Genomic DNA, 25,703 nt, shown 5'->3' on the forward strand with positions numbered 1-25,703 from the left:
GCACCGGGCCAGCCAGCGCTGCTGCCCGGCTGAGGCCGGCCCTGACCCTACTTTCGCTGCATGAAACTTCGCTACCTGCCTTTGCTGGCGCTGGCCTTGCCCGCCTGCACCAGTAACTCTACAAATACCACCGCCGGCCCGGCTACCACTACGCTGGCCGATGCGCGCTTCGACCGCTTCAAAAACCAGTTTATTCTGGATTTGTGGAAGCAAAACCCCGACTACGCCTCGTCGCAGGGCTTTCACAAGTACGACTCGCTGCTGGTGATTCCGGATGCGGCGCAACGGCAGCGTGAGGCGGCCTTCGTGGCTCAAAACCTGGGAGTACTCGGGCGCTTTTCGCTCGACAGCCTATCGGCTAACAACCAGATTGACTACCACTTACTCACTAATGAGCTGCGCTCGCAGCGCTGGTATGCTGACACGCTCAAAAGCTGGCAGTGGAACCCCGCCAGCTACAACCTGGGGGCCAGCGTGGGCGACCTGCTCAATGGCCGCCACTACCCGCTGGGCCGGCGCTTACGCAACATTTCCGACAAAATAGCTGGGGCGCAGGCGTTTTACCAAGCGGCGCAGGCTACTATCAGCCAGCCCACCCGTGAGCACCTGGCGCTGGCCGTGCAGCAAAACCAGGGTGGCCTGGCCGTATTTGGCCCCGCGCTGGCCGACTCAGTGCGGAAATCGACCCTGAGTGCGACCGAAAAGCAGCTGCTGACGCAGCGCATTGCCGGGGCCCAGGCGGCGGTGCAGGGCTACATAGGGTTCCTGAATCAGCAGCTGGCCAGTGCCAAAGCGTTTCGCTCGTTTCGCATTGGCAAGGCGCTGTTCGACCGCAAGTTTGCGCTCGATATTCAGTCGCGCTACTCGGCCGATGAGGTGCTGGCATTGGCCCAAAAACACAAGGCCGACCTGCTGCACGACATGGGCAAGCGGGCGGCCCGGCTCTTTCCTAAGTACTGCGCCGGGCGGCCCATGCCCAAGGACACGCTAGCACTTATTCGGCAAGTAATTGACCAGCTGGCACTTAAGCACGCGCCGCGGGACGGCTTTGTGGATGCCGTGAAGCGCCAGATTCCGACCCTTACCAAGTTTGTGAACGACCACGACTTGCTGGCCCAGGACCCCAGCAAGCCGCTGGTGGTGCGCGAAACGCCCGGCTACATGCGCGGCAGCGGCGCGGGGGCCAGCGTGAGCGCCCCCGGCCCCTACGATACCAAGGCCAACACCTACTACAACGTGGAGCCGCTGCCCGCCACCTGGACGGCCGCCCAGGCCGAGAGCTACCTGCGTGAGTACAACGACTATACCTTGCAGATTCTTAACATCCACGAGGCCATTCCGGGGCACTACACCCAGCTCGTGTACGCCAACCGCTCGCCCTCACTGGTGAAAAGCATTTTCGGCAACGGAGCCATGATTGAGGGCTGGGCCGTGTACTCGGAGCGCCTGATGCTGGAGGCCGGCTACGGCAACAACTCGGACGAAATCTGGCTGCTGTGGGATAAATGGAATATGCGCTCGACCCTCAACGCGGTGGTTGACAACCTTATTCAAACCCAAAACGCCACCGAGGCCAGCGTGGTGGCGCTGCTCACCGGCGTGGGCTTTCAGGAAGAAGCCGAGGCCCGCAACAAGTGGCACCGCGCTACCCTCAGCCAAGTGCAGCTTAGCTCGTACTTCACTGGCTACACCGAAATAGTGGCGCTGCGCGATGAAATCAAGCAGCGCGAGGGTAGCAAATTCAACCTCAAAAAATTCAATGAGCAGTTTTTAAGCTACGGCAGCGCCCCGGTGCGCTACATTCGGGAATTGATGCTACGCCGCTAGACCGCCGGATTAACCCGAACCTTTGCTACAGGCGGCGGGTTGTGCCGCCATCCATATCCTGCCCCTTTTAGCATGACCGAAGAAGCCCGTCAACACGTAGTTGATACCGACGATGAACACCTGCGCCGCCTTACGCACGAGCACCTCAAAGTATTCGCCAAGTTCACGTCCGAAAACTGCGCGGCTTGCGAAGCACTGGCCCCGCCCTTTGCCAAGTTTGTGGATAATCCCGAAAACACAGGCATTCTATTCGTACGCCTCGACACGGACCAGAACCCGGTGGCTAAGAAGCTGATGGAGCAGAAGATAGCTCCTTTTTTCGTGAGTTACTGCCAGGGGCGCCTTATTGAGTGCGACGCCCTCACTGAGGAAGCCGAGGTAATAGCCCAGCTTGAGCGCCTGCGCGCCTTTTTGCCCGCCAAGTAAGCAAACCTAATAGCCTGCCAGATGCGTGAAAGTACCTGGCAGGCCACTGGGAAGCAGTTTGCGCCGTGATAATCCGCCTCCTTTGACCACAATTTAGGGGAGATGCTTTCCAGTAGCCTGCCCAGTGGCTGTCTGACAGCATATTTTATAACTACCAGGTATGCAGGCGTTTCCATCGCTATCCGTTGTTATTCCCTCCTACAACCAAGGCCAGTTTATTGAGCGCACGCTGCTAAGTATTTTAAGGCAGGATTACCCCGGCAAGGTAGAGGTTATCGTGGCGGACGGGGGCTCGACGGACGAGACGGTAGCAATACTGAAAAAATACGATACCCAGCTCACCTGGTGGTCGGCCCCCGACGCGGGCTTTGTCGATGCCGTAACCAAGGGGGTGGCCCGCGCCACGGGCGAAATCCTGGCTATTCAGAGTTCCGACGACTACTACCTGGCGGGGGCATTTCGGAGCATGGCGGCCGCGTTTCGGCGCCACCCCACGGCCAGCTTTGTGTCGGGCGGCGACTATGCCATTACTCTGGAAGGCGTGGTGGTGGGCGCAAGCTGCCCGCACGGCGAGATTACGCCCCGGAGTATTTTGTTGCACAAACTACCCTCGCAGCACGCCACGTTTATCAAGCGGCACTATTTTGACCTCACCGGCGGCCTGCGTGCCGAAGTAGATATGTGCGCCGACGTGGACCAGTGGTACCGCGTGGCCAACCTAGAGCCAGGCCAATACATCTCCGAGATGCTGGCCGTGTACCAGCTTCAGCCCAACCAGCGCACCGCCACCAGCAACAAGTGGCCGGCCAGCCTCATTCGGATGATGGAGCTGTGCGAGCAGGAGCCGCGCTACAACCAAGCCTTTCGCCTCACCCCCGCCGAGCGCCGCGACCTGTACACCTACTGGGAGGTGTACTGGACGGCCAAGCGCGACAAGGCCGCCGCCCGCCCCATCGCCTTTGCCAAGCTGCCCGGCTGGCTCGGCTACAGCCCCCGCACGCGCCGCACCATTTTGGAGGCCAGCATCAATCCCCTGGTGCGCAAGCTGGCCAAAAAAGCACTCCCTACCCGCTTAGCACGGGTGTTGAAGCCCCTTGAAACCTACCCCATCAGCCAGGCGGAGCTGGGCTGGTGGCAAGCCTGAACCACCTGGTTTTAGCAGGTTAATCTTTTACGACCTACGCAAGACGTTTGCAATTACGAGCGAAGCGTGGTAAGGACAAACATTTTGCGTAAGCTCTATCTCGCTTAAAAATACCGACCTATTTTGTTCTTTCTACTTTCTAAGCTGCTCGATTTTATTTTGTTGCCCACTGTGTGGCTGGTGGGGCTGCTGCTGGCCGCGTGGCTGGCCCGGCCCGACGGCCGGGCGCGGCAGCGCTGGCTGGGTGCGGCGCTACTCGTCACGCTGCTCGGCACCAGCAATGCGCTCGTAAACGAGGCGCTGCTGGCCTGGGAGGTGCCGGCCGTGCCGCTGGCTGCGGTAGCTCCCGCCGATGCGGCAGTACTGCTCACGGGCGTCACCATCGGCGATAAGTCGCCCCACGACCGCGTGTACCTGAGCCGGGGGGCCGACCGCTTCACCAACGCGCTGTGGCTGTACCGGGCCGGCCGGGTGCGGCGCATCATTATCTCGGGCGGCTCGGGGGCGGTACTTACCACCCGGGGCACCGAGGCCGGCAGCCTGCGCACGCTGCTGCGCCTGGCCGGCGTGCCCGACGCGCACATTTTGCTGGATGAGCGCAGCCGCAATACCCACGAGAACGCCTTATTTACCAAAGAGTTATTGGCTAAAAACCTTGATATCAAGTCATTGGTATTAGTAACGTCGGCTTTTCACGAGCGGCGGGCGCTGGGCTGCTTTGCCAAAGTGGGCCTGCACCCGCAGCCGTTTCCCGCCGACTTCCGCAGCACCAACCGCAGTTGGACGCCCGACTACTGGCTACTGCCCAGCGCCAACGCCCTCAGCGACTGGAGTACGCTGCTGCACGAGCTAGCGGGCTGGGTAGTGTATAAGGTGGCTGGTTATTGTTGATAAAGAGATTAAAAAGAACATCATGCGGCACGCAGTGAAGCATGACCGCCTATTTGGATAGCCTCTCAGCTACTCCGTTTTACCAGCCGCCGGCTTTGCCTCCTTGGCAATCCAGACTGATTTCTGGTTAACGAATTCGTGCATACCCAGGCGCGAAAGCTCGCGGCCGTAGCCCGAGCGCTTGATGCCGCCGAAGGGCAGCTCGGGCATTGATTTTACCAGGCTGTTGATGAATACAGCCCCACTTTCCAGCTGGCGGGCCAGGGCTTCGGCCTTTACCAAATCGCTGGTCCACACGGCCGCGCCGAGGCCGAAGGGCGAGTCGTTGGCCAGGGCTACGGCGTGGTCGGCGTCGCGGGCGGTGAGCACCAGCGCCACTGGCCCAAAAAACTCCTCGTAATAAGCACGTTGGCCTTTGCGCACGTTGGTGAGGATAATAGGGTCAAACTGCGTAGTACCGGCCTGGGGCTGGCCGCCAGCCAGCGCCACCCGGGCGCCCTGCGCCACCGAGGCGGCCACTTGCTGGGCCAGCGCATCGGCGAGGTCGGGGCGGGCCAGGGGGCCGTAGTCGGTGGCTTCGTCGAGGGGGTCACCGTAGCGCAGGGCTTGCAAATGGCCCTTTAGGAGGCGCACAAACTCGGGCTGCACGCTCTTCTCCACAATGAAGCGCTTGGCAGCGATGCAGCTTTGGCCGGCGTTGAGCATGCGGGCCTGGGCGGCGGTTTGGGCGGCCAGCGCTAAGTCAGCATCGGCCAGTACGATAAACGGGTCGGAGCCGCCCAGCTCCAGCACGGTTTTCTTGATATGCTGCCCGGCGGCGGCGGCCACGGAAGCGCCCGCCCGCTCCGAGCCCGTGAGCGTGGCGGCCCGCACCCGGTCGTCGGCCAGCAGCTGGGGCACCAGGTCCGTTTCGATGAGCAGGGTGCGAAACGCGGCCGGCGGCAGGCCCGCATCGTGCAATAGTTTTTCCAGGGCCAGCGCGCACTGCGGCACGTTGGGCGCATGCTTGAGCAGGCCCACGTTGCCAGCCATAAGAGCGGGCGCGGCAAAGCGCACCACCTGCCACAGCGGGAAGTTCCAGGGCATAATGGCCAGCACCACCCCCAGCGGCGCGTGGCTGATGAAGCTGCGGCCAGCGTCGGTTTTCACCTCCTCGTCAGCCATAAAAGTGGCCCCGTGCTCGGCGTAGTACTCGCAGCAGGTGGCGCACTTCAGGGCCTCGGCGCGGCCGTCGCGCAGGGGCTTGCCCATTTCGATGGCCATGAGGTGGGCCAGCTCGTGCTGGCGCTCGCGCAGCAGGGCGGCGGCCTGGCGCAGCACCGCCGCGCGCTCAGCAAAGGAAGTGGTGCGCCACTGGGCCGCCGCCCGGTGCGCCTGGGCCAGGATGCGCTCGGTTTTCGCCCACGAAAAAGCCACGAAGCGGCGCAACCGGCGGCCGGTATAGGGGTTTATCGATTCAATAGCCATAAGCAGGGAAGAAAGCGCGCGAAATCTTTGGTCAAAAACCGCCACCTTATCCTCTTAAACCGTACAGTAGGCTACCAGGTTACGCACTTAGTACCAAGGGTTCAGGCAGCTGCTACTAGCCGCGCACCCACCTTACATCGCCCAAAACGCAAAATTATCCTACATTCGCTGCGGGTTGCCAAACGTTTCGGCTGGCCCTGTCGGTTTTGTTCTTTCGTTTTTACCCGTGTCCGACCTCCCCTCCATATCCACCCCAACTGCCGCTGAAGCGGTACTGGTCGGCCGCCTCCGCGACCGTGACCAGTCGGCCATGACCGAGTTCTACGACCGCTACTCGGCGGCGCTCTACGGCGTTATCAACCGCATCGTGAAAGATGAGGAAGAGGCCGCTGATGTGCTGCAAGAGGCCTTGGTAAAAATCTGGCATTCAATGGCTAGTTACGATACGTCTAAAGGGCGGTTGTTTACCTGGGTGGTGAACATCAGCCGGAATTTAGCGATTGATAAAATCCGCTCGCGGCAGCACCGCGTAGGTTCTCGCACTCAGGGCCTCGACGATAGTCTGGCTGCGCAACGCCAGGCGGCCCCCGAGACTTTCCGCCCCGAGCACGTGGGCTTGCAAGAGATTACTCGCAAGCTAGTGCCCGAGCAACGCCAAGTTATCGACCTGCTCTACTTCGGCGGCTTCACCCAAAGTGAGGCGGCCGAGGAACTCAACCTGCCTTTGGGAACGGTTAAAACCCGCGCCCGCACCGCTCTGAAAATACTGGCCAAACTTATCCGTTAATAATATCCAAGTCCGTGGAAGATTTTCAAACCTATATTGAATCAGGTCGCCTCGAGCAATACGCTTTGGGCGAGCTTGACCCGGCCGCCCAGGCCGAAGTAGAAGCCTGGGCGGCGCGCTCATCCCAGGTCCGCCAGGAGCTGGATGAGTTGCTGGATGGCATCGGCTTCTACGCCGAGGCCCACGCCCAAACGCCCCCCGCCGCCCTGCGCGACCGGGTACTACGTAATGTATTAGCTGAGATTGGGACTACCGCCGCCGTTGCGTCGGCTGCGGTAGTCTCCCCCGCTCCAGCCGCCCCGGCCCCCACCATGCGGGTATCGGCTTCCAACCCGCACCTTGCCAAAACCGCTGCCGTGAGCCCGCCCGTGGCTCAGCGCAGTAGCTGGGCCATTGCCGCCTCCGTAGCCCTGCTGCTGAGCCTAGCGGCCAACGCGCTGCTTTACAGCCGCTGGCAACAGGCTGACTCTGACTTGGTTGCTGCCCAGAACAGCCAGGCCCGCTTCGCCCAAACCTCGCAGGTAATGGAGCGCCGCCTTAGCTCTACCCAAGAGCAGCTGCACGTGCTGCGCTCGCCCCAGGAGTTCAAGATGGTAGCCCTGGCCGGCACCCCGGCCCACGCCGACGCCAAGGCCCGGGTGCTGTACAGCGCCACCACGCACCGCGTGTTTATCGACGTGCAAAACCTGCCCAAGCTGCCCGAGGGTAAGCAATACCAGCTCTGGGCTTTGGACAAGGGCAAGCCCGTTGATGCAGGGGTGCTGGCCTTTGCCACCGCCGCCGGCGACAGCCTCCAGCAGATGAAGGACATCGCCAGCGCCCAAACCTTCGCCATGACGGTGGAGCCCACCGGCGGCAGCGTAGGCCCCACGCTCACTACGATGACGGTGGTAGGTAATATTTAGCCCGTCACCAGTGCTTATTAATTAATTGAAGCGCCCGTTTTGCCTTACTGGCAAAGCGGGCGCTTTTTTATTTAAATGAGCCGTTAACATTTCCGGCGGGCCTGCGTTGTATTCGTCACATCGCTCGCCCTACTTAGCTCATGCACGGCACCATCTTTACGCTCCTAAAACGCTACGTTCAAACGCAATACGACCACAGTACCTGGCTGAAGCTGGTGGAGGCCGCCAACCTGGAATCGGGTGATTTCAGCCACAAGGAAGTGTACCCCGACGAGCATATTTATGCCCTGATAGGTCAGGCCGCCACCAAAATAGGTATTTCGGCCGGCGAGCTGCACGAAAAATTTGGCGAATACCTGGTGCCAGACCTGATGTATATGTACCAGAAATACATCAACCCCGACTGGCGGACGCTCGAAATGCTGGAAAATACCGAGCACAGCCTGCACAACCAAGTACGCCGCGAACACCCCGAAAACTCGCCGCCCGTACTGCAAGTCAAGCGCCTGAACGACAATGAGGTGATGATTAATTACGTGTCGCAGCGTCGCATGAGTGGCCTAGCCATCGGCATTGTGCGCGGCCTGGCCGCTTACTACGACGAGGCCGACCGCATCGACGTAATGCCCACTACCAGCGAGGACGGGGAGCGCGTGCAGATTCACGTGCGGCGCAGCAGTAAATAAGTAATTCGGTACTTAAAAAGGCGGCTCGCAATCTATGCGAGCCGCCTTTTTTAAGTACCGAATTACGTTAGAATAACCTCGGTGAGGCGGGGCGGCCGGGGCCACCTGACTGGTAATCGTCGGTATCATCATCCTCTTCGTTATCAGGCGCTTGCTCCGGCTTTTCCGGCTCGTCATCTTCCTCGTCCAACGAGTCGAATACGCGGTCGAGCGAGGCTTCGGCGTGGCGGAGCTTATGGCGGCACACGCGGATTAATTCGGCCGAGCGCTCGGCGCGGGCAGTGAGGTCGTCCACGTCTACCTGGTCGGTTTCGAGGCTGCGGAGAATCGTTTCCAGTTCCTGGATGGCTTCGTTGTAAGTCACTGCTGTTTAATTATGATTTATGGATTGGGAGCTACGAATTAGCGGGCTGAATTGGGACGGTGCGTTGGCGCAAAACGTGGTTTTCGCGCCGCAGGATGGCCGTTTCCAAGCTCATTGCTTTTAGCTCGTAGCTGGCGACTATTTTCTCCAGCTGGCGCTGAAGCAGAAAGCGTTGCGTGAGCAGGTGCTCGCGGCGGCGTTGGTGGTGGCGCGAAAAGCGGCGCAGAACCGTGCGAGCGCGGCGGCGGAGCTGCTGCTCTTCGCGGCCCAGAGCGCGGCGGGCAGCGGCGGGCAGCGTGTAGCGGTAGCCTTCGAGGTGCTGGCCCAGCTGGCGCAGGTGCTGGCGCGGGGCGTGGGTGGCCTGGCGGCCGCGCTGGGCCAGGGCCGTGTGCGCGTGGCGCAGCTGCTGGTGGGCTGCGGCGCGCGTGCCATCGGCCAGGCGCTGCACCTGGGCGCGGTAGCGGGCCAGGTGCTGGCGCGTGCGCTCGGCCACGCGGTCGGCGTATTCCAGAAAAATACCTTCGAGGCGAGCCAGGCGCTCGACCAGGAAAGCGGCCACGGCGGTGGGCGTTTTGAGGGCGCGGTGGGCCACCAAGTCCAACACGGCCTCGTCGCGCTCGTGGCCTATTCCAGTGAGCACGGGCAGCGGAAACGCGGCTACTGCGGCCGCCAGGCCATACTCGTCAAAGGCCAGCAAATCGGTTTTCGAGCCGCCGCCCCGAATGATAATCACTACCTCAAACTGCCCCCGGCGCGGCCGAATGGCATCGAGCGCCCCCCGGATGCTGGCCGGCGCATCCTCGCCCTGCATGAGCGCCGGGAACAGCGTCAGCGAAAAATCGAACGGTGCTTCTTCGAGCTGGCGCACAAAGTCTTGAAAGCCAGCGGCCGTGGGCGACGAGATAACGGCCAGCCGCTGCGGCCCCAGCGGCAGCGGCAGCGCCTGCTGGCGCGTGAGCAAGTCTTTTTCTTGCAGCTTGCGCAGGGTGGCCAGGCGCAGGCGGGCCAGCTCGCCCACGGTGTAGCTGGGGTCAAGGGCCAGCACATCGAGCGAAAAGCCGTACTGCTCGTGAAACGTCACTTTCACGCGCAGCAGCAGGCGCAGGCCGGGGCGCAGCTCCTGGCCGGTGGCCTCGGCAAAGGCGGGCGCAAGCTGGGCGTAGCGGCTGCCCCACATGGTGGCCCGCGCCTGCGCCGTGAAGCCCAGGGCCGCGGCATCGGCGGCGGGCTCGGTGAGGGTGAGGTAGCAGTGGCCGCCGGCCTGGCGCGGGCGCGTCATTTCGGCTACCTCGGCCACTACCCAGTAGCTATCGGGGAAGCGGTGCTGGAGCGCGGCGCGCACCTGCGCCATGAGTGCACCCAGGCTGAGCGGGGCGGGCGGCTCGGTGGGCGGGGGCCCAGCGCGGCGATTGTATAAAGGCATAAGTGGAGCAAGAAGCCGGGGCCGGCCGCGGAAAGTTCCGTTACCGGGGGCTGGCCCGGCCCGGGCAAGGGGCCGCAAAAGTACCAGCCAGCGGGTGGTAGCGCCCGCAAATACTTGCTGCGCAACCGGAACCGGCGCTTAACTTGCGGGCCTCAATCCCAACCCCCATCCCATCCACTTTTTTCTTTTTATGTCAACAACTTCCCGTTACCAGCGGGGCGCGGCCCTGGCCGTGGCGGCGCTGGGCCTGGCTGCCGCGAACCCCGCACTGGCCCAAACCACTGCCGCCGCTGGCGTAGGCATCAACCCCGCCAACATTGATAAGTCGGTGAGCCCCTGCGACGACTTCTTTCACTACGCCTCGGGCAACTGGCTGAAAAACAACCCCGTGCCGGCCGCCGAAAGCCGCTGGGGCAGCTTCAACGAGCTGGCCGACCGCAACAACGCCACCCAAAAGGCCATTCTGGAGGAGCTGGCCCGCAACTCAGGCAAGGCCGTGAAGGGCACCAATGCCCAGAAAGTGGGCGATTTCTACGCCGCTGCCATGGACACCATGGCCATTGAGCAGGCTGGCCTCACCTACCTCAAGCCCTACCTCGACCGCATTGCGGCCATTAAAACGCTGCCCGAAATGCAGAAGTTTTTGGCCGACCCCAAGGCCCAGGCCGGCAGCGTGTGGTTTAACTCGGGCGTGGGCCAGGACGAGAAAATCAGCACCCAGTACGCGGTGCAGTTTTACCAGGGCGGCCTTTCGCTGCCCAACCGCGACTACTACCTGAAGGACGATGCGCGCTCGAAAAACATCCGGGCCGCGGCAATAACCTACCTGACCAACACCTTTAAGCGCCTCGGCGACAGCGAAACGGCCGCCGCCGCCAACGCCGCCACCGTCATGCGCATTGAGACGCGCCTGGCCAAAGCCAGCAAAAGCCCGGTGGACCTGCGCGACCCGCAGGCCAACTACAACAAGATGACCGTGGCCGAGGCCAGCAAGGCGTTTCCGAACCTCAACCTACCGTTGATGCTGAAGGATAACCACCTCGGCACGGCCAAGGAAGTGATTGTGGGCCAGCCCGAATTTATGAAGGAGGTGAGCGCCATGCTCGCCGCCGAGCCCATTGCCGACCAGCGGCAGTACCTGCGCTTTCACCTGGTGAGCAGCGTGGCCAGCGCCTTGCCCAAGGCTTATGGCGACGAGGCGTTCCGCTTTTCGCAGGTGCTGAGCGGCGCCAAGCAGCAGCAGCCCCGCTGGAAGCGTATGCTGCGCTCGACGGACGGCGCACTGGGCGAGGCTTTTGGCCAACTCTATGTGGATAAGGCCTTTAGCCCCGCCGCCAAAACCCGCGCCAAGGAAATGATTGAGAACCTGCGCAAGGCCTACGGCGAGCGCATTATGGCCACCGACTGGATGAGCGCGGCCACCAAAAAGGAGGCCCTGGTGAAGCTCAACGCCTTCACCGTAAAAATCGGCTACCCCGACAAGTGGAAGGACTACTCCAAGCTTAACATCAACCGCCAGAGCTACTTGCAAGATGTGCTGGCCGCCCGTACCTGGGCTACTGATGACAACCTCAGTAAGTTTGGCAAGCCCATCGACCGCACCGAGTGGGGCATGACGCCGCCCACGGTGAACGCCTACTACAACCCGCCGATGAACGAGATTGTGTTTCCGGCCGGCATCTTGCAGTCGCCCTTTTACGACCCCAAGGCCGATGACGCGGTGAACTACGGCGGCATTGGCGCCGTAATCGGCCACGAAATGACCCACGGCTTCGATGACCAGGGCCGGCAGTACGACTCGAAGGGCAACCTGCGCGACTGGTGGACCAAGGAGGACGGCGACAAATTCAACGCCAAGGCCGAGATGGTGGGCAAGCAGTACGACGCCTTCATGCCCCTCGACTCGGTGCACGTGAATGGCAAGCTGACGATGGGCGAAAACCTGGCCGACCTCGGTGGCCTCACCATCGCCTACAACGCGTTTCAGAAAACGCCGCAGTACAAGGAAGGCAAGAGCATCGACGGCTTCACGCCCGACCAGCGCTTCTTCCTGGCCTGGGGCCAAATCTGGCGCACCAACATTCGGCCCGAAGCGGCTCGCCAGCAAGTACTTACCGACCCGCACTCGCCGGCGCAGTTCCGCACCAACGGTCCGCTCATGAACATGCCCGAGTTTTACAAAGCCTTCGGCTGCAAGCCCACCGATAAGATGGAGCGGCCCGCCGCCGAGCAGGCCCGGATTTGGTAAAAGGGTAGCGTGGACTCTGCGAGTCCGCACGTGGGAACGTTGAAGCATCGTTCGAACGTCGCTCCACGCGCGGACTCTCAAAGTCCACGCTACCAAAAACCCGCCCTTGACCAAGGGCGGGTTTTTTTGTGCAAGATTCTGGCTTTTACCCCCTGTTTATCTTGCTATGGTGCAACTGTGCGGCGGCGCATTCATCTATTGACCCTAAATTCACGCGCTGCCTTTTCTCCTAACCACTCTTTTCTATGTCCTCTCCTACTATTTCGCGGATGGCGCTGGCTACGCTGGGCCTCGGCACGCTGGCCGCTACTACCGCTTTTGGGCCACCCGCCAAGCGCCCCGCGCCCCCGCAGCAGGGCGTGGGCATCAACCTCGCCAACATCGACCAGTCGGTGTCGCCGTGCGAGGATTTTTACCACTACGCCAATGGTAACTGGCTGAAAAACAACCCCGTGCCAGCTGCCGAAACCCGCTGGGGAGCCTTCAATGAGCTGGCTGACCGCAACCAGGGCGTGGAGAAGCGCATTTTGATGAAAGCTGCCGCCGACCGCTCGGCTAAGCCGGGGTCGAGCATCCAGAAAGTGGGCGATTTTTACGCCGCCGCCATGGACTCGGCCGCCATTGAGGCCGCGGGCCTCAAGTACTTGCAGCCGCGCCTTGCGCAGGTTAACAACCTCAAGAACCTGGGCGACATTCAGAAGTATATGGCTGACCCCAAGTCGTTTGGCACGGGCTGGTACAGCTTTGGGGTGCGCCAGGACAGCAAGAACAGCACCCAGTACGCCGTGGCAATGGGTCAGGGTGGCCTGGGCCTCGGCGACCGCGATTACTACCTGAAGGACGACGGCCGCTCGAAAACCGTGCGCGCCGCCTACAAGGCTTACATGACCAGCGTGTTTCAGCTGCTAGGCGATGCGCCGAGCCTGGCCGCCACCAACGCCGATGCCGTGCTGGCCCTCGAAACCAAGATGGCCACCGCCAGCCGCAGCCGCGTTGACCTGCGCGACCGCCTCAAGAACTACAACAAGGTGACCGTGGCCCAGGCCACCAAGGACTACCCCAGCCTCGACATTCCGCTGGTGCTGAAAGGCAGCGGCCTCAGCAGCGCCCAGGACCTCATCATCGGCCAGCCCGAGTTCCTAGCTGCCGCTAACACGCTGATGGCCAACACGCCCATCGCCGACCAGCAGCAGTACCTGCGCTGGCACCTGGTGGAGGGTGTGACCTCGGCCCTGCCCAAGGCCTACAGCGACGCCAGCTTCCGCTTTCAGCAAACGCTCACCGGGGCCAAGCTGCAGCAGCCGCGCTGGAAGCGCTCGCTGCGCGCCACCGACGGCGCGCTGGGCGAGGCATTTGGTCAACTATATGTGGATGAGGCGTTTAGCCCCGCCGCCAAGGCCCGCGCCAAGGAGATGGTCGAAAACCTGCGCAAGGCCTACGGTGAGCGCATTATGGCCACCGACTGGATGAGCGCCGACACCAAGCAGGAGGCCATCCAGAAGCTGAACGCCTTCGCCGTGAAAATTGGCTATCCCGATAAGTGGAAGGATTATTCGGCGCTGAAAATCACCCGCCAGAGTGCGCTCGAAAACCTGTTTGCCACCGCCGAATGGCGCTCGAAGGACAATACCAGCAAGTTTGGCAAGCCCATCGACCGCGGCGAGTGGGGCATGACGCCGCCCACGGTGAACGCCTACTACAATTCGAGCATGAATGAAATCGTGTTCCCGGCCGGTATTTTGCAGCCCCCCTTCTACGACCCCAAGGCCGACGACGCGGTGAACTACGGCGGCATTGGCGCGGTAATCGGCCACGAAATGACCCACGGCTTCGACGATCAGGGCCGCCGCTCGGATGCCAAGGGCAACTTGCGCGACTGGTGGACCAAGGACGACAACGACAAGTTCAACGCCAAGGCCGACATGGTAGGCAAGCAGTACGACGCCTTCTCGCCCCTCGACTCGGTGCACGTGAACGGCAAGCTGACGATGGGCGAAAACCTGGCTGACATCGGCGGCCTCACCATCGCCTACCAAGCGTTCCAGAAGACGCCGCAGTACAAGGCCAGTCAGAAGATTGACGGCTTCACGCCCAACCAGCGCTTCTTCCTGGGCTTTGCCCAAATTTGGCGCGCCAACCAGCGCCCCGAGGCCATGCGCCAGCAAATTCAGACCGACCCGCACTCGCCCGGCCAGTACCGCACCAACGGCCCGCTCATGAACATGCCCGAGTTCTACGAAGCCTTCGGCTGCAAAGACGGCAACAAGATGGTGCGCGCCACCGCCGACCGCTCGCGCATTTGGTAGGGTATTTGTAAATGGTTTAAACGACGAAACGCCCGGCCAGTAGGTCGGGCGTTTTTTGTGCAGGTCTTAGCCTCGGCTGTGGTACCCTAGAGCGTAAAATTGCTGTGTGTTGAGGTTGTAGCAAACCTCCCAAACGGAAGGGCCAACGTCTAAAATCATCAAATGATGAGACAGCCAGTTATCATTATCACTCTCGAAAAATTGGATAAAGAGGCAAGCTTGGCGTTGCGTATTGTAGAACCCGAAATATTGACGCCTCTAATCTGGCAGGTGCGTTTGGATGTAGGCAAGGTTGGCTGAATCAGGAGCAGTAAGCGGGGAGCGAATATCGCTAATACCTCTCATATTCAATTGGTTCTCGGCAACTTCGGCTTGCTGGCAAGTAGGTGTAAAGTGGTGAGGCTTTACCAGCGTCTCGTGTAAACCTAGCGTATCAAGTAGCGCCGCCGCCGGGAATAGCGCACAATTGGCCCCCAGCACCTGCACTGGGGTAGCCATAAGGTCCCTGAGCGTTAGTTGAGCCTGCGCGTTGGCCTGTCCAAAGGAAAGAAAACAACTTAATAAACAGAAGAGTAGGCAGCGCATATTAAAAAACAGGTGTTAACGTAAAAATAGTTAGAGTGCTTTACGGTGAAAAATAAGGATGTGGAGCATTTGAAAGCAGCAAGGTATGCGGGATAATTACCCACGAAAAAGCCCGGCTTCCTTTCAGAAACCGGGCTTCGTAACCGCTACAGCCAAGAGCTTTGAGGCTCCGATTCGAAGATACGCAAAATTTGGCATTGCGATGCGGGGCAACGGAAATATGGCCGCCCGGCCCGAACTTAGGCCCCGTCAGGCGGGCCCCGTGGGGTAGTGGCCTGGCCTTTATTCCTTATGAAAAAAACTCTTCTGAGCCTGGGGCTGCTGGCCGGGCTACTGGGCCCGGCCGCGCCCGCCGCCCGCGCCTGGGGCGTGGTGGGGCATCGCGTTATTACCCAAGTAGCTGTGTATGAGCTGCCCACGGCCATGCAGGCGTTCTACTTCCGGCACCTGCCCGAGCTAGCGCGCCTAAGCACCGCCCCCGACGAGCGCCGGGGCCAGGACCCGCAGGAGGGCAGCCGCCACTTCATCCGCCTCGACCACTATTCGGAGGATAATCCGTTTGCCAAAATACCCCGCACCTACGACGAGGCAGTGGAGAAATTCTCGGCCGACACGCTCCAGAAATACGGCACCCTGCCCTGGGCCGTGCTCGATGCCAAGCAGCAGCTGGTGGCGGCGTTCCGGGCCCGCGACACGGTGGCCATCATTCTGCGGTCGGCTGAGCTGAGCCACTACGCCGCCGATGCCTTCGTGCCGTTGCACACCACCGTCAACTACGACGGCCAGCTCACCGGGCAAACCGGGCTGCTGGCGCTCTGGGAAAACCAGCTACCCGAGCGCTTTTTGAAAGACTACAAGCTGGATGGCGAAGAAAGCAAGGTGCTGAAAGACCCGCTGGCGGCCATCTGGCTGGTGTTGCAGAATAGCTACGGCTTCCTCACCTCCACCTACGACCTCGAAGCCAAAACCAGCAAGGGCTTGAAGGCGCAGACCAAATACACGTTTTCGCACCGGTTTGGCCGCACCCAGCGCCGCTATTCCGACGCCTTTGCCGATGCCTACGAGAAGGAAGTGGGTGGCATGGTAGCCTTCCGCCTAAAAGGGGCTTCCCCGCTGGTGGCCTCGCTCTGGCTCACGGCCTGGCAGGAAGCGGGCCGCCCCGACCTGGCCCAGCTGCTGGTCCCACCCAAGCTCAGCAAGGAGGAAAAAGACCACTTAACCACCCAGCTCAAGGCCTGGAAAGCCAACACCCTCTACCAGGACCAACTGCTGCTAGCCCTGCAAAAGGAGAAAAAAAGCGTCGATGCAGACGAAATAAAAGCCGCCGAAGGCGAAGCTGCCCCCCCGCCCCCACCCGAGCTGGTAGCGCCCGCCGCCCCCAAGCAAAAGGCCCCGCTAACCCCCGCCGCCACAGCCCCGCCCGCCAAGGCAAAAGCGAAAACCAAAGGCCCGGAGGGCACCAATAAACAGAAAGCAACTGATTTTACCTGGTAGCAAAGCGCAGATTAACAAGTAGTTGCCATAAAACACAATTCGTGTCACCGCTGCCTTTTTAATTTTCAACCGACTTATGACGCGCTATTTTTCGGGGGCCTGCGCCGCTTTGCTGGCAGTAAGCTTGCTGGCCGCCTGCGGCCCGGCCGACCACCCTACTGCAGCTCCGCCCCCACCCCCCAAGCCAGTGGGCCCCGACATTGCGGCCCTCACCGACAGCACCGCGCCAGCCGCGCTGCTGGCCTATGGCCAACAGTATCCCGGCTCCGAAGTGCTGTTTAAGACGCGCCTGGGCAATATCCGGGTGCGGCTTTATGATGACACGCCCGTGCACAAGGCCAATTTTTTGCTGCTGGCCCGGCGCGGCGTGTTTGACGAAACGGTGTTCAACCGGGTGGTGAAGGGCTTTGCCGTGCAGGGCGGGCAAACGAGCGGCGTGCGTAGTATTCACCTGCGCCGCTACCGCCTGCCGCCCGAGTTTCGGCCCCAGCACTTCCACGTGAAGGGCGCGCTGGGCATGGCCCGCTACGACGACGATAAAAACCCCGGCCACCTCTCGTCCAACACCGATTTTTACTTCGTGGTAGGCGAAAAGCTCACACCCTACCAGTCGCGCGGCGCGGCTGGCCGGCCCCTCACCCCGGCCCAGGTGGCGGCCTACGCCACCAAGGGCGGCGTGCCCACGCTCGACGGCAAGTACACGGTATTTGGCGAAGTAATTGAGGGACTGGATGTTGTGGACAAAATCTCGCAGATTCCCGTTGACCCGCAGGATAAATGGCCCATCAACGACGTGGCCATGAAGGTGGAGGTGGTGAAGTGAGTGGAAGGAATAAGTACGCAAAAGGCGTCTGTCCTTGCCGCGCTCCACTGCGTTGCGCTCGCAAGGACAGACGCCTTTTGCGTACTTATTCCTTCGCCCCACCCACGTACACCTTGCCCTCCTTCATCACGAATTTGGGCCGGGTTAGGGTCGAGATATTTTGCAGCGGGTTATCCTCCACGGCCACTACGTCGGCGTATTTACCGGCTTCTAGGGTGCCCAGGTTAGTGGGGTCGCCGAGGAGCTCGGCGGCGTTGAGCGTGGCCGTGCGGATGGCGTCGAGCGGCGACATGCCGGCCTCGGTCATGTAGGTGAATTCCAGCGCGTTCTGGCCGTGGCGGTACACGCCCGCATCGGTGCCAAAGGCCACCCGCACCCCCGCCTTGATGGCCCGGCCGAAGGTGCCCTGCATTTGGGTGCCCACGGCCAGCGCCTTGGCCGCGATAACGGGCGGGAAGTAGCCCGGGTGCTGGCGCGTGGTGTCGGCCACCGACTTGCCGGCGATGATGGTGGGCACGTACCAGGTGCGGTTTTTGGCCATCAGCTGAATGGCTTCCGCATCCATGAGCGAGCCGTGGTCGATGCTGGTAACGCCGGCCCGCACGGCCCGCTTGATGCCTTCGGCCCCGTGGGCGTGGCAGGCCACGGGCATGCCTAAGTCGCGGGCCGTCTGCACGATGGCCCGGATTTCCTCTTCCGTGTACTGCGCGCCGGTGCCGTCCTTGCTCAGGTCGAGCACGCCGCCAGTGCTGGCAATTTTGATGAGGTCGGCCCCGCGCCGGAACTGCTCGCGCACGGCCTGGCGGCACTGGTCGGGGCCGTTGGCCACGCCCTCGGCGGGGCCGGGGTTCAGCTTCTCCATCATAAAGTCGCTGAGGCCATCGGTGGGGTCCATGTGGCCGCCGGTGGCCGAAATGGCCACGCCCGCCGAGTAGATGCGCGGCCCCGGCACCAGGCCCCGCGCCACGGCCTTGCGCAGGGCCGTGTTCACGCCCGAGCCCCCGCAGTCGCGCACTGTGGTGAAGCCCGCCCGCAGGGTAGTGAGCGCGTTGGCCTGGGCGCGGTAGGCCACGTCGGCGGGGTTGAGGGTGAATTGCTCGGCGAAGGACGCGCGGCTGGGTACGGATTCCAGGTGCACGTGGCAGTCGATGAGGCCGGGCAGCACCGTGCGGTTTTCGAGGTTGATAACCTGGTCTTGCGGCCCGCTGGCGGCGGTGTAGCCGGCCTGCACGGCCGTGATGCGGTCTTTTTCGACCACCAGGGTTTGCTGGGTGAGCAGGCGGCCGGTGCGCACGTCGAGCAGGCGGCCGCAGTGCAGCAGCGTTTTTTGGGCCAGCGCCGCGGGGCCTGTGAGGCCCAGGGCGGCGAGAAATACGAGTGAGCGGGTAGCTTTGCGCATAAGGCAACGAGTAAGAATCGGTGGGTAGAAAGGCCGCGCAAGCTACGCCCGCCGGCCCGTCGGCTCATATTCAAGCCGTTAAAAATCAATTTCCTTTTTATCATGACTACCCAGCAAGACTTTGAGGCCGCCGCCGTGCGCGCCCAGCAGCTGCCCGCCAAGCCCTCCAACACGGTGCTGCTCCAACTCTACGCCCTCTACAAGCAGGGCACCGAAGGCGACGTAACCGGCACCCGCCCGGGAGGATTCGACTTCAAAGCCATCGCCAAGTACGATGCCTGGCACCAGCTGGCCGGCCTCAGCAAAGACGCCGCCCGCCAGCAGTACGTGGAACTGGTAACCGAGCTGGCCGGCTAGCGGTAAATGAGCAGGTGAGTAAATGAGTAAGTTATTGGGGTTCAGCGGAAAGCAGCTTTTGGACTCTTCTATTTTCACAAGGCTATTCGTGCTGCCCACAACTACTTTACTCATTTACTCACCTACCCATTTACCGCATGGATATCTCCCGTAAAAAACCCAGCTACCCGCTTACGCCGGCGCTGCGCCAGTACCTGCGCGACTACGACCGCGAGGCGCCGCTGCCAGTGAGCTACGCCGATTTGCTGCGCTTCAGCAACTCGTTTGCCCTGCTCGACCGCAGCGGGAAGGACACGCTGTGGCAAACCGTTTTTTACGAGCCGCAGAACATGCTGGAGCTGAGCCAGGGCCTGGTGCAGGTGTACGCGCTGCTCAAGACGGCCGGCGACCTCTCGTTTGCCGACGACCTGCTGGCTGACCGCATTGACTACTGCCGCTTTGGCAACTCGCATCCGTTTCGGGTGCGCATCCTCAACCAGCTCAACGACAACTACGACTACTTCTACGTGAAGCAGGCCGATGCCTCGCGCCTCTACGGCCTGGAGCTGGAGCATTTGCTGTCGCCCAATTCGATGAACTTCCTGGTTGACAGCGGCAATACGCTGGTGGAGGAGCACATTGCCGGCATTCCGGGCGACGACTTTATCCGGCTGCGGCTCAACCAGCCGCACCTCAACCAGGTGCGGATTGCCAAGGAATTTGTGAAGTTTAACGAGCGCTGCTTTGCCCGGCTGCTGGGCGATATGCGGGCCTACAACTACGTTATCGACGTGACGCCCGACTTCGAGGACGAGCAGTACCGGGTGCGGGCCATCGACTTCGACCAGCAGAGCTACGAGGGCCGCCGAGCCATGTATGTGCCCCAGTCGTTCAAAGACAACCAGGCCGTGGTGGAGCTGTGCGCCCACCTGCTTAAGCCCAGCACCCTGCGCCAGTATCAAACCGAGGAGCGCACCCTCATGGCCCGCCGCGCCCGCGCCGAGCGCCACCGCCTCAAGGCCCTGCTCGACGTGATGCGTCGCCAGCAGCTGGCCCCCGTGGAGAAAGTGGACGAGCTAAAAACCGCCCTCAACCGCTACCACCACACCCAAAAATTCGACCACTGCGACTCGATGGGCGACATCGTGCGCCAAAACCTGTGGCTCATGCTGGGCCCGCGCACGCTGGCTGGCACCCTTTAGCGCTGCCCCAAAGCAGTAGTTTCCCAGTTGCGAATCGCTACGTAAAATTCCAGTTGCTTGGGTGAAAGAAGCTGCCGCGCAACTTGTAGCAACGGCGCATCACCGTCCAACATCAAATCCTCTATAAAAGAAACGTGCAAGGCATTGTCCAGGGCGCTATCAACTTTGGGGAGCACATAGTCAACAAAACGCAGCATTCGCGTAAATTCCGGCAAATCACCGCTGGCTACACATTTGTTAGCATGCCGCGTTAGGCAGGCAACTTGTAGATGAATCAAACCAGCCCAGTCCTCATCAAGTATATCCGCCGCTACTACCGGAAACTGCTCAACCACTAACTGAACAAAAGCTTGACGCGAAATCTCTGGCTGCACAATAATGAAATTAACGTCGCTTATGCTAAAAGCAAAAAGGTCATTACCCAAAGCTAGCAGGGTAATGACCTTTCGAATTAATTGAGGGCAAACAGCTACACTACCGGCTTCGGCGCGGGCAGGTCGAAGGCCACGGCCGGGTGCTCGAAGTGCCCTTTGTGCGAGCCATCGCAGAACGGCTTCTGGGCGCTCAGGCCGCAGCGGCAAATGCTGATGCGCTCGCGGCCGCCGAGGCCGTAGGCGTTGCCCTGGGCATCAACAAGCTGAATATCTTCGCCTTCTACGCGGAGCGAGCCATTGGAGAGTACGGTTAGTTTGGTAGCCATTTTTGGTTGGAGCAAAAAGATGAATGAGGAATTAAGTTGTTGATTTACAAATCTTTACGCAGTACGTAGTCGTTCATCCAGTACGGGCCAATGGCGATGTCCTCTTCGCGGTGCTGGGCAAAACCCTGGCGCTCGTAGAAAGCCAGGGCGGGGTTGTGGCGGTTCACGTTGAGCTCCAGCGCCTGGCCGCCGGCCGTGCGCACGGCCGCTACCACGGCCTGCACGAGGTGCTGGCCCAGGCCCTTGCCCTGGTGCGAGGGCAGCACGTAGATTTTGTTGAGGTGGTACACGCTCTCCGGCTTTTCGGAGTACGAGGCGAAGCCGCCGGGCTGGCCATCTACATAAGCCAGCAAAAACTGGTGGTGCTGCTCGCGCATCTGGCGGCGCAGGGAAGCCGGCGTGTAGATGACGCGGTACATGTAGTCAATCTGCTCCTTCGAGATGATGAAGCGGTAGGTAGGCTCCCAGGTAGCGTCGGCCAGCGCAATGATGGTGGGAATATCCTGCTCGGTGGCGGGCTGAATGTGCAAGGGGGTAGCCGGCGGAACCGGGGTAGTGCGGGGAGGCATAAGCAACGAAGAATCAAACGAAGGTCGGGCAAAAAACCGACTTACTGGCTGCGTTGGCATACGCAGGACGGCCGCCGGCCGTTAGGCTGGCACCAAGTTGGCCCGCATTTCGCCAAGCGTTTTCCATCCAACCTCGTATTTATCCCCATGAGCAAGTCTGATTTTTGCCTCCGCCACGCCAGCGCCGCGCTGCTGCTGGCCGCCCTGCCCCTGCTGGCCACTGCCCAAAACACGCGCCAGGACAGCCTGCTGCGCAGCGGCGAGCTGGTGGGTGGCCGCCCCCACGCCTCGGCGCCCCGCACGGCCGCCGCCGCCGGCACCACCCGCCGCTTTGTGGCCAGCGGCGACCCGGGCCTAACCAAAATAATGCACGAGAGCATTGATATCAACCGCCTGCCCACCAGCCAGATACTGGGTGTGTACAGCCGCTTTCTGGATGCCACCCGCGCCCAGCGTCGGCAGTGGAGTACCCAAGACTGGGACGAGGCCAGCGCCGCCCTCACCCGCCTCAACGCCCGCTACGAAACTGTGCGCCAGGAGCTCCCCCTCGACGACCGCCTGACGGTGCGCACCTACCAGGGTGAGTTCCGGACGCTGCAAGGGGCGCGCCGCGTGAAAGACCGCGTGAACGAGTAGTTCCGGCTAGCGGTGCGCCAGCCACTGCAAGGCCGGTTCCACATGCCGAAACGACTGGGCCCGCAGCTCGTGCGTAATAGCTTCAATGAATTCGTGGCTGCCCGGAAAATTTATGAGCTGGCTGGCCGTGCCGTGGGCCAGCACGTGGGCCATTACCCGCACACCGCGCTCGCTGGCCTCGGGCAGCCACTCGTAGTGGAGCCAGGGCAGGGCCTCGCCCCACTCGCCCGTCACCGCCTGGTGGTTGCTGAGCAGGCGGCGCGGCAGCACCCCATTGGCAAAAAGGTGCATGCCCGCCCGGGCACCCCGCACCACGGCATCGGCCGTGAGGTGGCCGTGCCAGCTGATGTGCAGCAGGTCCTGCTCCTGGTATAAATCGAAGTCGGCCAGCGGGGCTCCGTGCGCGTCGGGCAGGCATAGCAAACGGGTGGCGGGGGTGGCAGTGGTAAATGCGTTCATAGTGGGTAAAGAAGGAGGTAGGCTGGTGCCCGGCTTACCTTTGACGTCCTCTCGGACCGCCTACAGTTATTTCTATCGTATGCACATTGCTATCGTCGGCAACATCGGGGCCGGCAAAACCACGCTGGCCCACAAATTAGCCCACCATTTTCGGTGGGAAGTATTCCTGGAAGAAGTAGAAGATAACCCGTATCTCAAAGACTTCTACGCAGATATGCCGCGGTGGGCTTTTCACTTGCAGGTTTATTTTCTGAATGGCCGCTTTCGCCAGACGCGCCGCATCAAGGAGCTGGTGCAGGAGGGCAAAAGCGTCATTCAGGACCGCACCATTTACGAGGATGCCCACATTTTTGCGGCCAACCTGCACCAGTCGGGCCTGCTGGCTGAGCGCGACTATAACAACTATTACGCCCTCTTCGAGAGCATGATAGACCTGGTAAACCCGCCTGACCTGCTACTCTACCTGCGCGCCGACCTGCCCAAGCTCATCGGCCAGATTGAGAAGCGCGGCCGCGACTACGAGAACTCCATTAGCATCGAGTACCTCAAAAACCTCAATGAGCACTACGAGCAGTGGATTGCCAGCTACAAGCACGGCAAACTGCTCATCATCGACGTGAACGAGCTCGACTACGTGCGCAACCCCGAAGACCTGGGCTCCATCGTCGAACGCATTGACGGTAAGCTCTTTGGCTTATTCTAAGTTACCTGCAAGTGCGCAGCGGAACCGCCGTTTTGTCAAAAACCTGGTTTTTGGGTAACGCTACTTCCTGGCGCGCGCGTTGAGGCACTGCCTGGTGCGGGAGCGCATTAGCAAGCGCTGGCGTTTTGCCCGGCTAACCGGGAAAAGCAATAAGACAAGGGCCCCGCTCGGATTTTCCGGCGGGGCCTTTTGGTGGCTGGCAGGCTTGGCTGAGGGTGAAATAGTATGCCGCACCATCCGGCATGTACGACGAGGAGTGAAACCCTGCTTTGGGGAGGCTGCCAGCGAGCAACCAGGGGCTATTACCGGCTAGGCGGGGTCTCCCGTCAACTATTGGCAGGCTATATACCCAACTAGTGGCGGCTGGCCCCGTAGAAGCGCAGAAGCTTAGCGTACCGGCAACCCAAAAGCCGAGCTTGTGGCTACGTGACCCTGCCAATTCTTTCTTCTTTTCTTTTTTCAACCAGCCCCTGCCCCCGATGAAAAAACAATTCCTCACTGCCCTCGTTTGCCTGGCCGCCGGTGCCTTCACCAACGCCCAGGCCCAGTTTAAGCTTAATGCCTCCTCGCTGGGCGCGGGCCTGAAAGCCGCCAAAGCCGCTACCCTCAGCGACCAGGATGTGGTAGCCTACACCAAGGAATACGTGGCCTGGAGCGACGCCAACAACGCCGTGGCCCCCGCTACCAGCCCCTACACCAAGCGCCTGCAAAAACTAGTAGCCACGCTCGGCACTTACGACGGCATGGCCATGAACTACAAAGTGTATCTGGTGAAGGACGTTAACGCGTTTGCCTGCGCCGATGGCAGCGTGCGCGTGTTTGCGGGCCTGATGGATTTAATGAGCGACCAGGAAGTACTCGGAGTTATCGGCCACGAAATTGGCCACGTGAAGCACAAGGACTCGCGCGATGCCATGCGCACGGCCCTGCTCACGTCGGCGCTCAAGGAGGGCGCCTCCTCGCAAGGCGGCGCGGCGGCAGTGCTCAGCGGCTCGCAGCTCGGCGATGTGGGCCAGGCGCTGGCCAATGCCTCGTTTTCGCGCGCGCAGGAAAGCAGCGCCGATGGCTACGGCTACGAGTTGCTGAAGGCCCAGCAGGTAAACCCCTGGTACATGGCCTCGGCCTTCGGCAAGCTGCAGGCGCTTTCGGGCGACGCCAAGGCTTCCAAAACCTCGCAACTCTTCTCCTCGCACCCCGACACCGAAAAGCGCATGGCCGTGGTGAGTGAGCGGGCCCAAAAGGACGGCTTTGCCAAGCCCACGAAATAAAGATAGCCCGAGCGCACAACACCCGGCCCGGATGCTTTCAGCTAAGCATCCGGGCCGGGTGTTGTGCGCTCGGGTGGCTTTTTTTGGGGTCTTCTCCAAGGTTGCTTCTTCTTGGCAAGCCGGTATCTCACGTCCTGGCTGCGCCTGGCTAAGTGACCAAAAATTACTGCGCACGCTGCCTGATGGCCGAACGCCTGGGCAAGCGGCGCATCTTTGGGTAGTGGCAAGCGCATAAGGTAAGGCCCACTGGGGCAGGTGTTTAAACCCAGCGCACCTATTGCACGTTCACGTATGGCCAGCTACCTAATCCAAGTTGCGAGCCGCGTTGCCGGTCCGCCACTTGGGTTACCTAGTCTTTCGCCGGAGCGGGCACTTCTGCCAGGGCGCGGTTGAGAAACCCCACCCACGGCCGGGCCGCCTGCATGGCGGCCACCACGTGTTCGACAAAGCCGGGGGCCAGTACCTCGGCATCGCTGAAGGGGTGCACCACGCCGAAGGTTTTGAGCTTGAGGTAGGGCAGGTCGGGGTCGGTGGCCTGGTAGCCGCGGGGCGGGCGCGTGAGCTGGGCCCCGCTCCTATCGAGGCCATTAGGGAAGTGCCGCAGCAGCTCCGGGTCGGCCAGGCAGCGGTGAAAGCCCGCGCTGTCGTAGTGAATTTCCTGCCGGATGGCCGCCAGCTCGGCCGGCGTGGGCGAGAAGCGCCCGGCGCGCACCACCGAGCCGCCGCCCGGCAGCAGGGCCAGCGCGTAGCCGGCGCGCAGCGCGTGCCGCCCGCCCGGCACCAGGCCCGCGCTCAAGCGGCGCTTGTAGGGCTCGGGGTCGGTTTGGCTGCGGTCGTTTTTATGTAGCCGGAACATAGCCTGCGGGGGCGTGAGGTCGGCTATTTCGGGGATGGCGGGCCCGGCCTGGCGAATAACCTCCGCCACGAGGTCAGCGAAGCTATCACGGGCGCGCAGGTAGTCGGCGCGGTGCGCCTGCATCCAGGCCGTGTTGTTGTTAGCCGCCAGGCGGCGCAAAAAATCCAGTACGAACGCATTATCCATGCGGCTCCTAAAC

25 protein-coding genes are annotated in these 25,703 nt (G+C 61.6%); 16 read left to right on the top strand and 9 right to left on the bottom strand.

Going from position 1 to position 25,703, the window contains the following annotated elements; genetic code table 11:
- The first annotated feature begins 60 nt into the window (after positions 1-60).
- The 4 genes from QMK33_RS18145 to QMK33_RS18160 all read left to right on the top strand — a co-directional run bounded on the left by QMK33_RS18145 (position 61) and on the right by QMK33_RS18160 (position 4,288).
- Positions 61-1,827, top strand: a complete 1,767-nt coding sequence (locus tag QMK33_RS18145; protein ID WP_283566035.1) for a DUF885 domain-containing protein — start codon at positions 61-63, stop codon at positions 1,825-1,827.
- A 72-nt stretch (positions 1,828-1,899) separates the two neighbouring features.
- Positions 1,900-2,253, top strand: coding sequence for a thioredoxin family protein (locus QMK33_RS18150; protein ID WP_283566036.1), 354 nt, complete (start codon positions 1,900-1,902; stop codon positions 2,251-2,253).
- 160 nt (positions 2,254-2,413) lie between these two features.
- Entirely contained in the window at positions 2,414-3,397 is a 984-nt protein-coding gene (locus QMK33_RS18155; RefSeq protein ID WP_283566037.1) for a glycosyltransferase, read from the top strand.
- 123 nt (positions 3,398-3,520) lie between these two features.
- Positions 3,521-4,288, top strand: a complete 768-nt coding sequence (locus QMK33_RS18160) for a YdcF family protein (protein ID WP_283566038.1) — start codon at positions 3,521-3,523, stop codon at positions 4,286-4,288.
- A gap of 69 nt (positions 4,289-4,357) precedes the next feature.
- Here QMK33_RS18160 and QMK33_RS18165 read toward each other — a convergent pair whose 3' ends face one another.
- Positions 4,358-5,755, bottom strand: coding sequence for an NAD-dependent succinate-semialdehyde dehydrogenase (locus tag QMK33_RS18165; RefSeq protein ID WP_283566039.1), 1,398 nt, complete (start codon positions 5,753-5,755; stop codon positions 4,358-4,360).
- A 226-nt stretch (positions 5,756-5,981) separates the two neighbouring features.
- Between QMK33_RS18165 and QMK33_RS18170 the strand changes: the two genes are divergently transcribed.
- The 3 genes from QMK33_RS18170 (at position 5,982) to QMK33_RS18180 (ending at position 8,133) form a co-directional block, all read left to right on the top strand.
- Positions 5,982-6,542, top strand: a complete 561-nt coding sequence (locus QMK33_RS18170; RefSeq protein ID WP_283566040.1) for an RNA polymerase sigma factor — start codon at positions 5,982-5,984, stop codon at positions 6,540-6,542.
- 14 nt (positions 6,543-6,556) lie between these two features.
- On the top strand, positions 6,557-7,447 hold the full coding sequence (locus QMK33_RS18175; RefSeq protein ID WP_283566041.1) for an anti-sigma factor domain-containing protein: 891 nt from the start codon (positions 6,557-6,559) through the stop codon (positions 7,445-7,447).
- Positions 7,448-7,587: 140 nt separating this feature from the next.
- The gene (locus QMK33_RS18180; RefSeq protein ID WP_283566042.1) at positions 7,588-8,133 is read left to right on the top strand and encodes a heme NO-binding domain-containing protein; all 546 of its coding nucleotides are present in this window, start codon (positions 7,588-7,590) and stop codon (positions 8,131-8,133) included.
- Between the two features lie 67 nt (positions 8,134-8,200).
- Here the strand turns inward: QMK33_RS18180 and xseB are convergent, their stop codons facing one another.
- Positions 8,201-8,497: an exodeoxyribonuclease VII small subunit gene (xseB, locus tag QMK33_RS18185; RefSeq protein ID WP_283566043.1), complete on the bottom strand. Its 297-nt coding sequence runs from the start codon at positions 8,495-8,497 to the stop codon at positions 8,201-8,203.
- A gap of 31 nt (positions 8,498-8,528) precedes the next feature.
- On the bottom strand, positions 8,529-9,920 hold the full coding sequence (gene xseA, locus QMK33_RS18190; protein ID WP_283566044.1) for an exodeoxyribonuclease VII large subunit: 1,392 nt from the start codon (positions 9,918-9,920) through the stop codon (positions 8,529-8,531).
- A 190-nt stretch (positions 9,921-10,110) separates the two neighbouring features.
- Here xseA and QMK33_RS18195 point away from each other — a divergent pair, with 190 nt between their 5' ends.
- The 4 genes from QMK33_RS18195 (at position 10,111) to QMK33_RS18210 (ending at position 17,376) form a co-directional block, all read left to right on the top strand.
- Complete coding sequence (locus QMK33_RS18195) at positions 10,111-12,168, top strand: M13 family metallopeptidase (protein ID WP_283566045.1); 2,058 nt, start codon at positions 10,111-10,113, stop codon at positions 12,166-12,168.
- A 245-nt stretch (positions 12,169-12,413) separates the two neighbouring features.
- On the top strand, positions 12,414-14,474 hold the full coding sequence (locus QMK33_RS18200) for a M13 family metallopeptidase (protein WP_283566046.1): 2,061 nt from the start codon (positions 12,414-12,416) through the stop codon (positions 14,472-14,474).
- An 876-nt stretch (positions 14,475-15,350) separates the two neighbouring features.
- Positions 15,351-16,553 (top strand): zinc dependent phospholipase C family protein, encoded by a 1,203-nt coding sequence (locus QMK33_RS18205; RefSeq protein WP_283566047.1) that lies wholly within the window; start codon positions 15,351-15,353, stop codon positions 16,551-16,553.
- A 76-nt stretch (positions 16,554-16,629) separates the two neighbouring features.
- A complete protein-coding gene (locus QMK33_RS18210) occupies positions 16,630-17,376 on the top strand; it encodes a peptidylprolyl isomerase (protein WP_283566048.1) in 747 nt (248 codons plus the stop codon).
- Positions 17,377-17,461: 85 nt separating this feature from the next.
- Here the strand turns inward: QMK33_RS18210 and QMK33_RS18215 are convergent, their stop codons facing one another.
- On the bottom strand, positions 17,462-18,775 hold the full coding sequence (locus QMK33_RS18215) for a metal-dependent hydrolase family protein (protein ID WP_283566049.1): 1,314 nt from the start codon (positions 18,773-18,775) through the stop codon (positions 17,462-17,464).
- 102 nt (positions 18,776-18,877) lie between these two features.
- Between QMK33_RS18215 and QMK33_RS18220 the strand changes: the two genes are divergently transcribed.
- A complete protein-coding gene (locus tag QMK33_RS18220; protein WP_283566050.1) occupies positions 18,878-19,132 on the top strand; it encodes an acyl-CoA-binding protein in 255 nt (84 codons plus the stop codon).
- Positions 19,133-19,269: 137 nt separating this feature from the next.
- The gene (locus QMK33_RS18225; protein ID WP_283566051.1) at positions 19,270-20,313 is read left to right on the top strand and encodes a hypothetical protein; all 1,044 of its coding nucleotides are present in this window, start codon (positions 19,270-19,272) and stop codon (positions 20,311-20,313) included.
- Here QMK33_RS18225 and QMK33_RS18230 read toward each other — a convergent pair.
- From QMK33_RS18230 to QMK33_RS18240, 3 genes are read right to left on the bottom strand one after another with little or no spacing between them, the layout of a single operon-like run.
- Positions 20,310-20,738, bottom strand: a complete 429-nt coding sequence (locus QMK33_RS18230) for a DUF7674 family protein (protein ID WP_283566052.1) — start codon at positions 20,736-20,738, stop codon at positions 20,310-20,312. The two genes, QMK33_RS18225 and QMK33_RS18230, sit on opposite strands and share 4 nt — an antisense overlap.
- Before the next feature lie 44 nt (positions 20,739-20,782).
- A complete protein-coding gene (locus QMK33_RS18235) occupies positions 20,783-21,013 on the bottom strand; it encodes a CDGSH iron-sulfur domain-containing protein (protein WP_283566053.1) in 231 nt (76 codons plus the stop codon).
- Positions 21,014-21,057: 44 nt separating this feature from the next.
- Positions 21,058-21,582: a GNAT family N-acetyltransferase gene (locus QMK33_RS18240; RefSeq protein ID WP_283566054.1), complete on the bottom strand. Its 525-nt coding sequence runs from the start codon at positions 21,580-21,582 to the stop codon at positions 21,058-21,060.
- 147 nt (positions 21,583-21,729) lie between these two features.
- Here QMK33_RS18240 and QMK33_RS18245 point away from each other — a divergent pair, with 147 nt between their 5' ends.
- Positions 21,730-22,218 carry a hypothetical protein gene (locus tag QMK33_RS18245; protein WP_283566055.1) on the top strand — a complete coding sequence of 163 codons (489 nt, stop codon included), beginning with the start codon at positions 21,730-21,732 and terminating at the stop codon, positions 22,216-22,218.
- Between the two features lie 6 nt (positions 22,219-22,224).
- Here the strand turns inward: QMK33_RS18245 and QMK33_RS18250 are convergent, their stop codons facing one another.
- Positions 22,225-22,677 carry a hypothetical protein gene (locus tag QMK33_RS18250; protein ID WP_283566056.1) on the bottom strand — a complete coding sequence of 151 codons (453 nt, stop codon included), beginning with the start codon at positions 22,675-22,677 and terminating at the stop codon, positions 22,225-22,227.
- Between the two features lie 79 nt (positions 22,678-22,756).
- On the opposite strand from QMK33_RS18250, the gene QMK33_RS18255 reads away from it, so the two are divergent.
- Complete coding sequence (locus QMK33_RS18255; RefSeq protein ID WP_283566057.1) at positions 22,757-23,380, top strand: deoxynucleoside kinase; 624 nt, start codon at positions 22,757-22,759, stop codon at positions 23,378-23,380.
- Positions 23,381-23,859: 479 nt separating this feature from the next.
- Positions 23,860-24,648 carry a M48 family metallopeptidase gene (locus QMK33_RS18260; protein ID WP_283566058.1) on the top strand — a complete coding sequence of 263 codons (789 nt, stop codon included), beginning with the start codon at positions 23,860-23,862 and terminating at the stop codon, positions 24,646-24,648.
- 349 nt (positions 24,649-24,997) lie between these two features.
- Here the strand turns inward: QMK33_RS18260 and QMK33_RS18265 are convergent, their stop codons facing one another.
- A complete protein-coding gene (locus tag QMK33_RS18265) occupies positions 24,998-25,690 on the bottom strand; it encodes a DUF2461 domain-containing protein (protein ID WP_283566059.1) in 693 nt (230 codons plus the stop codon).
- Positions 25,691-25,703: the final 13 nt, after the last annotated feature.

The sequence above is a fragment of the Hymenobacter sp. H14-R3 genome (genome assembly GCF_030063445.1).
Classification (GTDB): Bacteria; Bacteroidota; Bacteroidia; order Cytophagales; family Hymenobacteraceae; genus Hymenobacter.

Coding starts and splice junctions, on each gene's coding strand:
- QMK33_RS18150 (WP_283566036.1), top strand. CDS start 1,900: ATGACCGAAGAAGCCCGTCAACACGTAGTTGATACCGACGATGAACAC.
- QMK33_RS18250 (WP_283566056.1), bottom strand. CDS start 22,677: ATGAACGCATTTACCACTGCCACCCCCGCCACCCGTTTGCTATGCCTG.
- QMK33_RS18260 (WP_283566058.1), top strand. CDS start 23,860: ATGAAAAAACAATTCCTCACTGCCCTCGTTTGCCTGGCCGCCGGTGCC.
- QMK33_RS18255 (WP_283566057.1), top strand. CDS start 22,757: ATGCACATTGCTATCGTCGGCAACATCGGGGCCGGCAAAACCACGCTG.
- QMK33_RS18265 (WP_283566059.1), bottom strand. CDS start 25,690: ATGGATAATGCGTTCGTACTGGATTTTTTGCGCCGCCTGGCGGCTAAC.
- QMK33_RS18235 (WP_283566053.1), bottom strand. CDS start 21,013: ATGGCTACCAAACTAACCGTACTCTCCAATGGCTCGCTCCGCGTAGAA.
- QMK33_RS18225 (WP_283566051.1), top strand. CDS start 19,270: ATGGATATCTCCCGTAAAAAACCCAGCTACCCGCTTACGCCGGCGCTG.
- QMK33_RS18165 (WP_283566039.1), bottom strand. CDS start 5,755: ATGGCTATTGAATCGATAAACCCCTATACCGGCCGCCGGTTGCGCCGC.
- QMK33_RS18210 (WP_283566048.1), top strand. CDS start 16,630: ATGACGCGCTATTTTTCGGGGGCCTGCGCCGCTTTGCTGGCAGTAAGC.
- QMK33_RS18220 (WP_283566050.1), top strand. CDS start 18,878: ATGACTACCCAGCAAGACTTTGAGGCCGCCGCCGTGCGCGCCCAGCAG.
- xseA (WP_283566044.1), bottom strand. CDS start 9,920: ATGCCTTTATACAATCGCCGCGCTGGGCCCCCGCCCACCGAGCCGCCC.
- QMK33_RS18215 (WP_283566049.1), bottom strand. CDS start 18,775: ATGCGCAAAGCTACCCGCTCACTCGTATTTCTCGCCGCCCTGGGCCTC.
- QMK33_RS18145 (WP_283566035.1), top strand. CDS start 61: ATGAAACTTCGCTACCTGCCTTTGCTGGCGCTGGCCTTGCCCGCCTGC.
- QMK33_RS18155 (WP_283566037.1), top strand. CDS start 2,414: ATGCAGGCGTTTCCATCGCTATCCGTTGTTATTCCCTCCTACAACCAA.
- QMK33_RS18200 (WP_283566046.1), top strand. CDS start 12,414: ATGTCCTCTCCTACTATTTCGCGGATGGCGCTGGCTACGCTGGGCCTC.
- QMK33_RS18195 (WP_283566045.1), top strand. CDS start 10,111: ATGTCAACAACTTCCCGTTACCAGCGGGGCGCGGCCCTGGCCGTGGCG.
- QMK33_RS18205 (WP_283566047.1), top strand. CDS start 15,351: ATGAAAAAAACTCTTCTGAGCCTGGGGCTGCTGGCCGGGCTACTGGGC.
- QMK33_RS18180 (WP_283566042.1), top strand. CDS start 7,588: ATGCACGGCACCATCTTTACGCTCCTAAAACGCTACGTTCAAACGCAA.
- QMK33_RS18245 (WP_283566055.1), top strand. CDS start 21,730: ATGAGCAAGTCTGATTTTTGCCTCCGCCACGCCAGCGCCGCGCTGCTG.
- QMK33_RS18240 (WP_283566054.1), bottom strand. CDS start 21,582: ATGCCTCCCCGCACTACCCCGGTTCCGCCGGCTACCCCCTTGCACATT.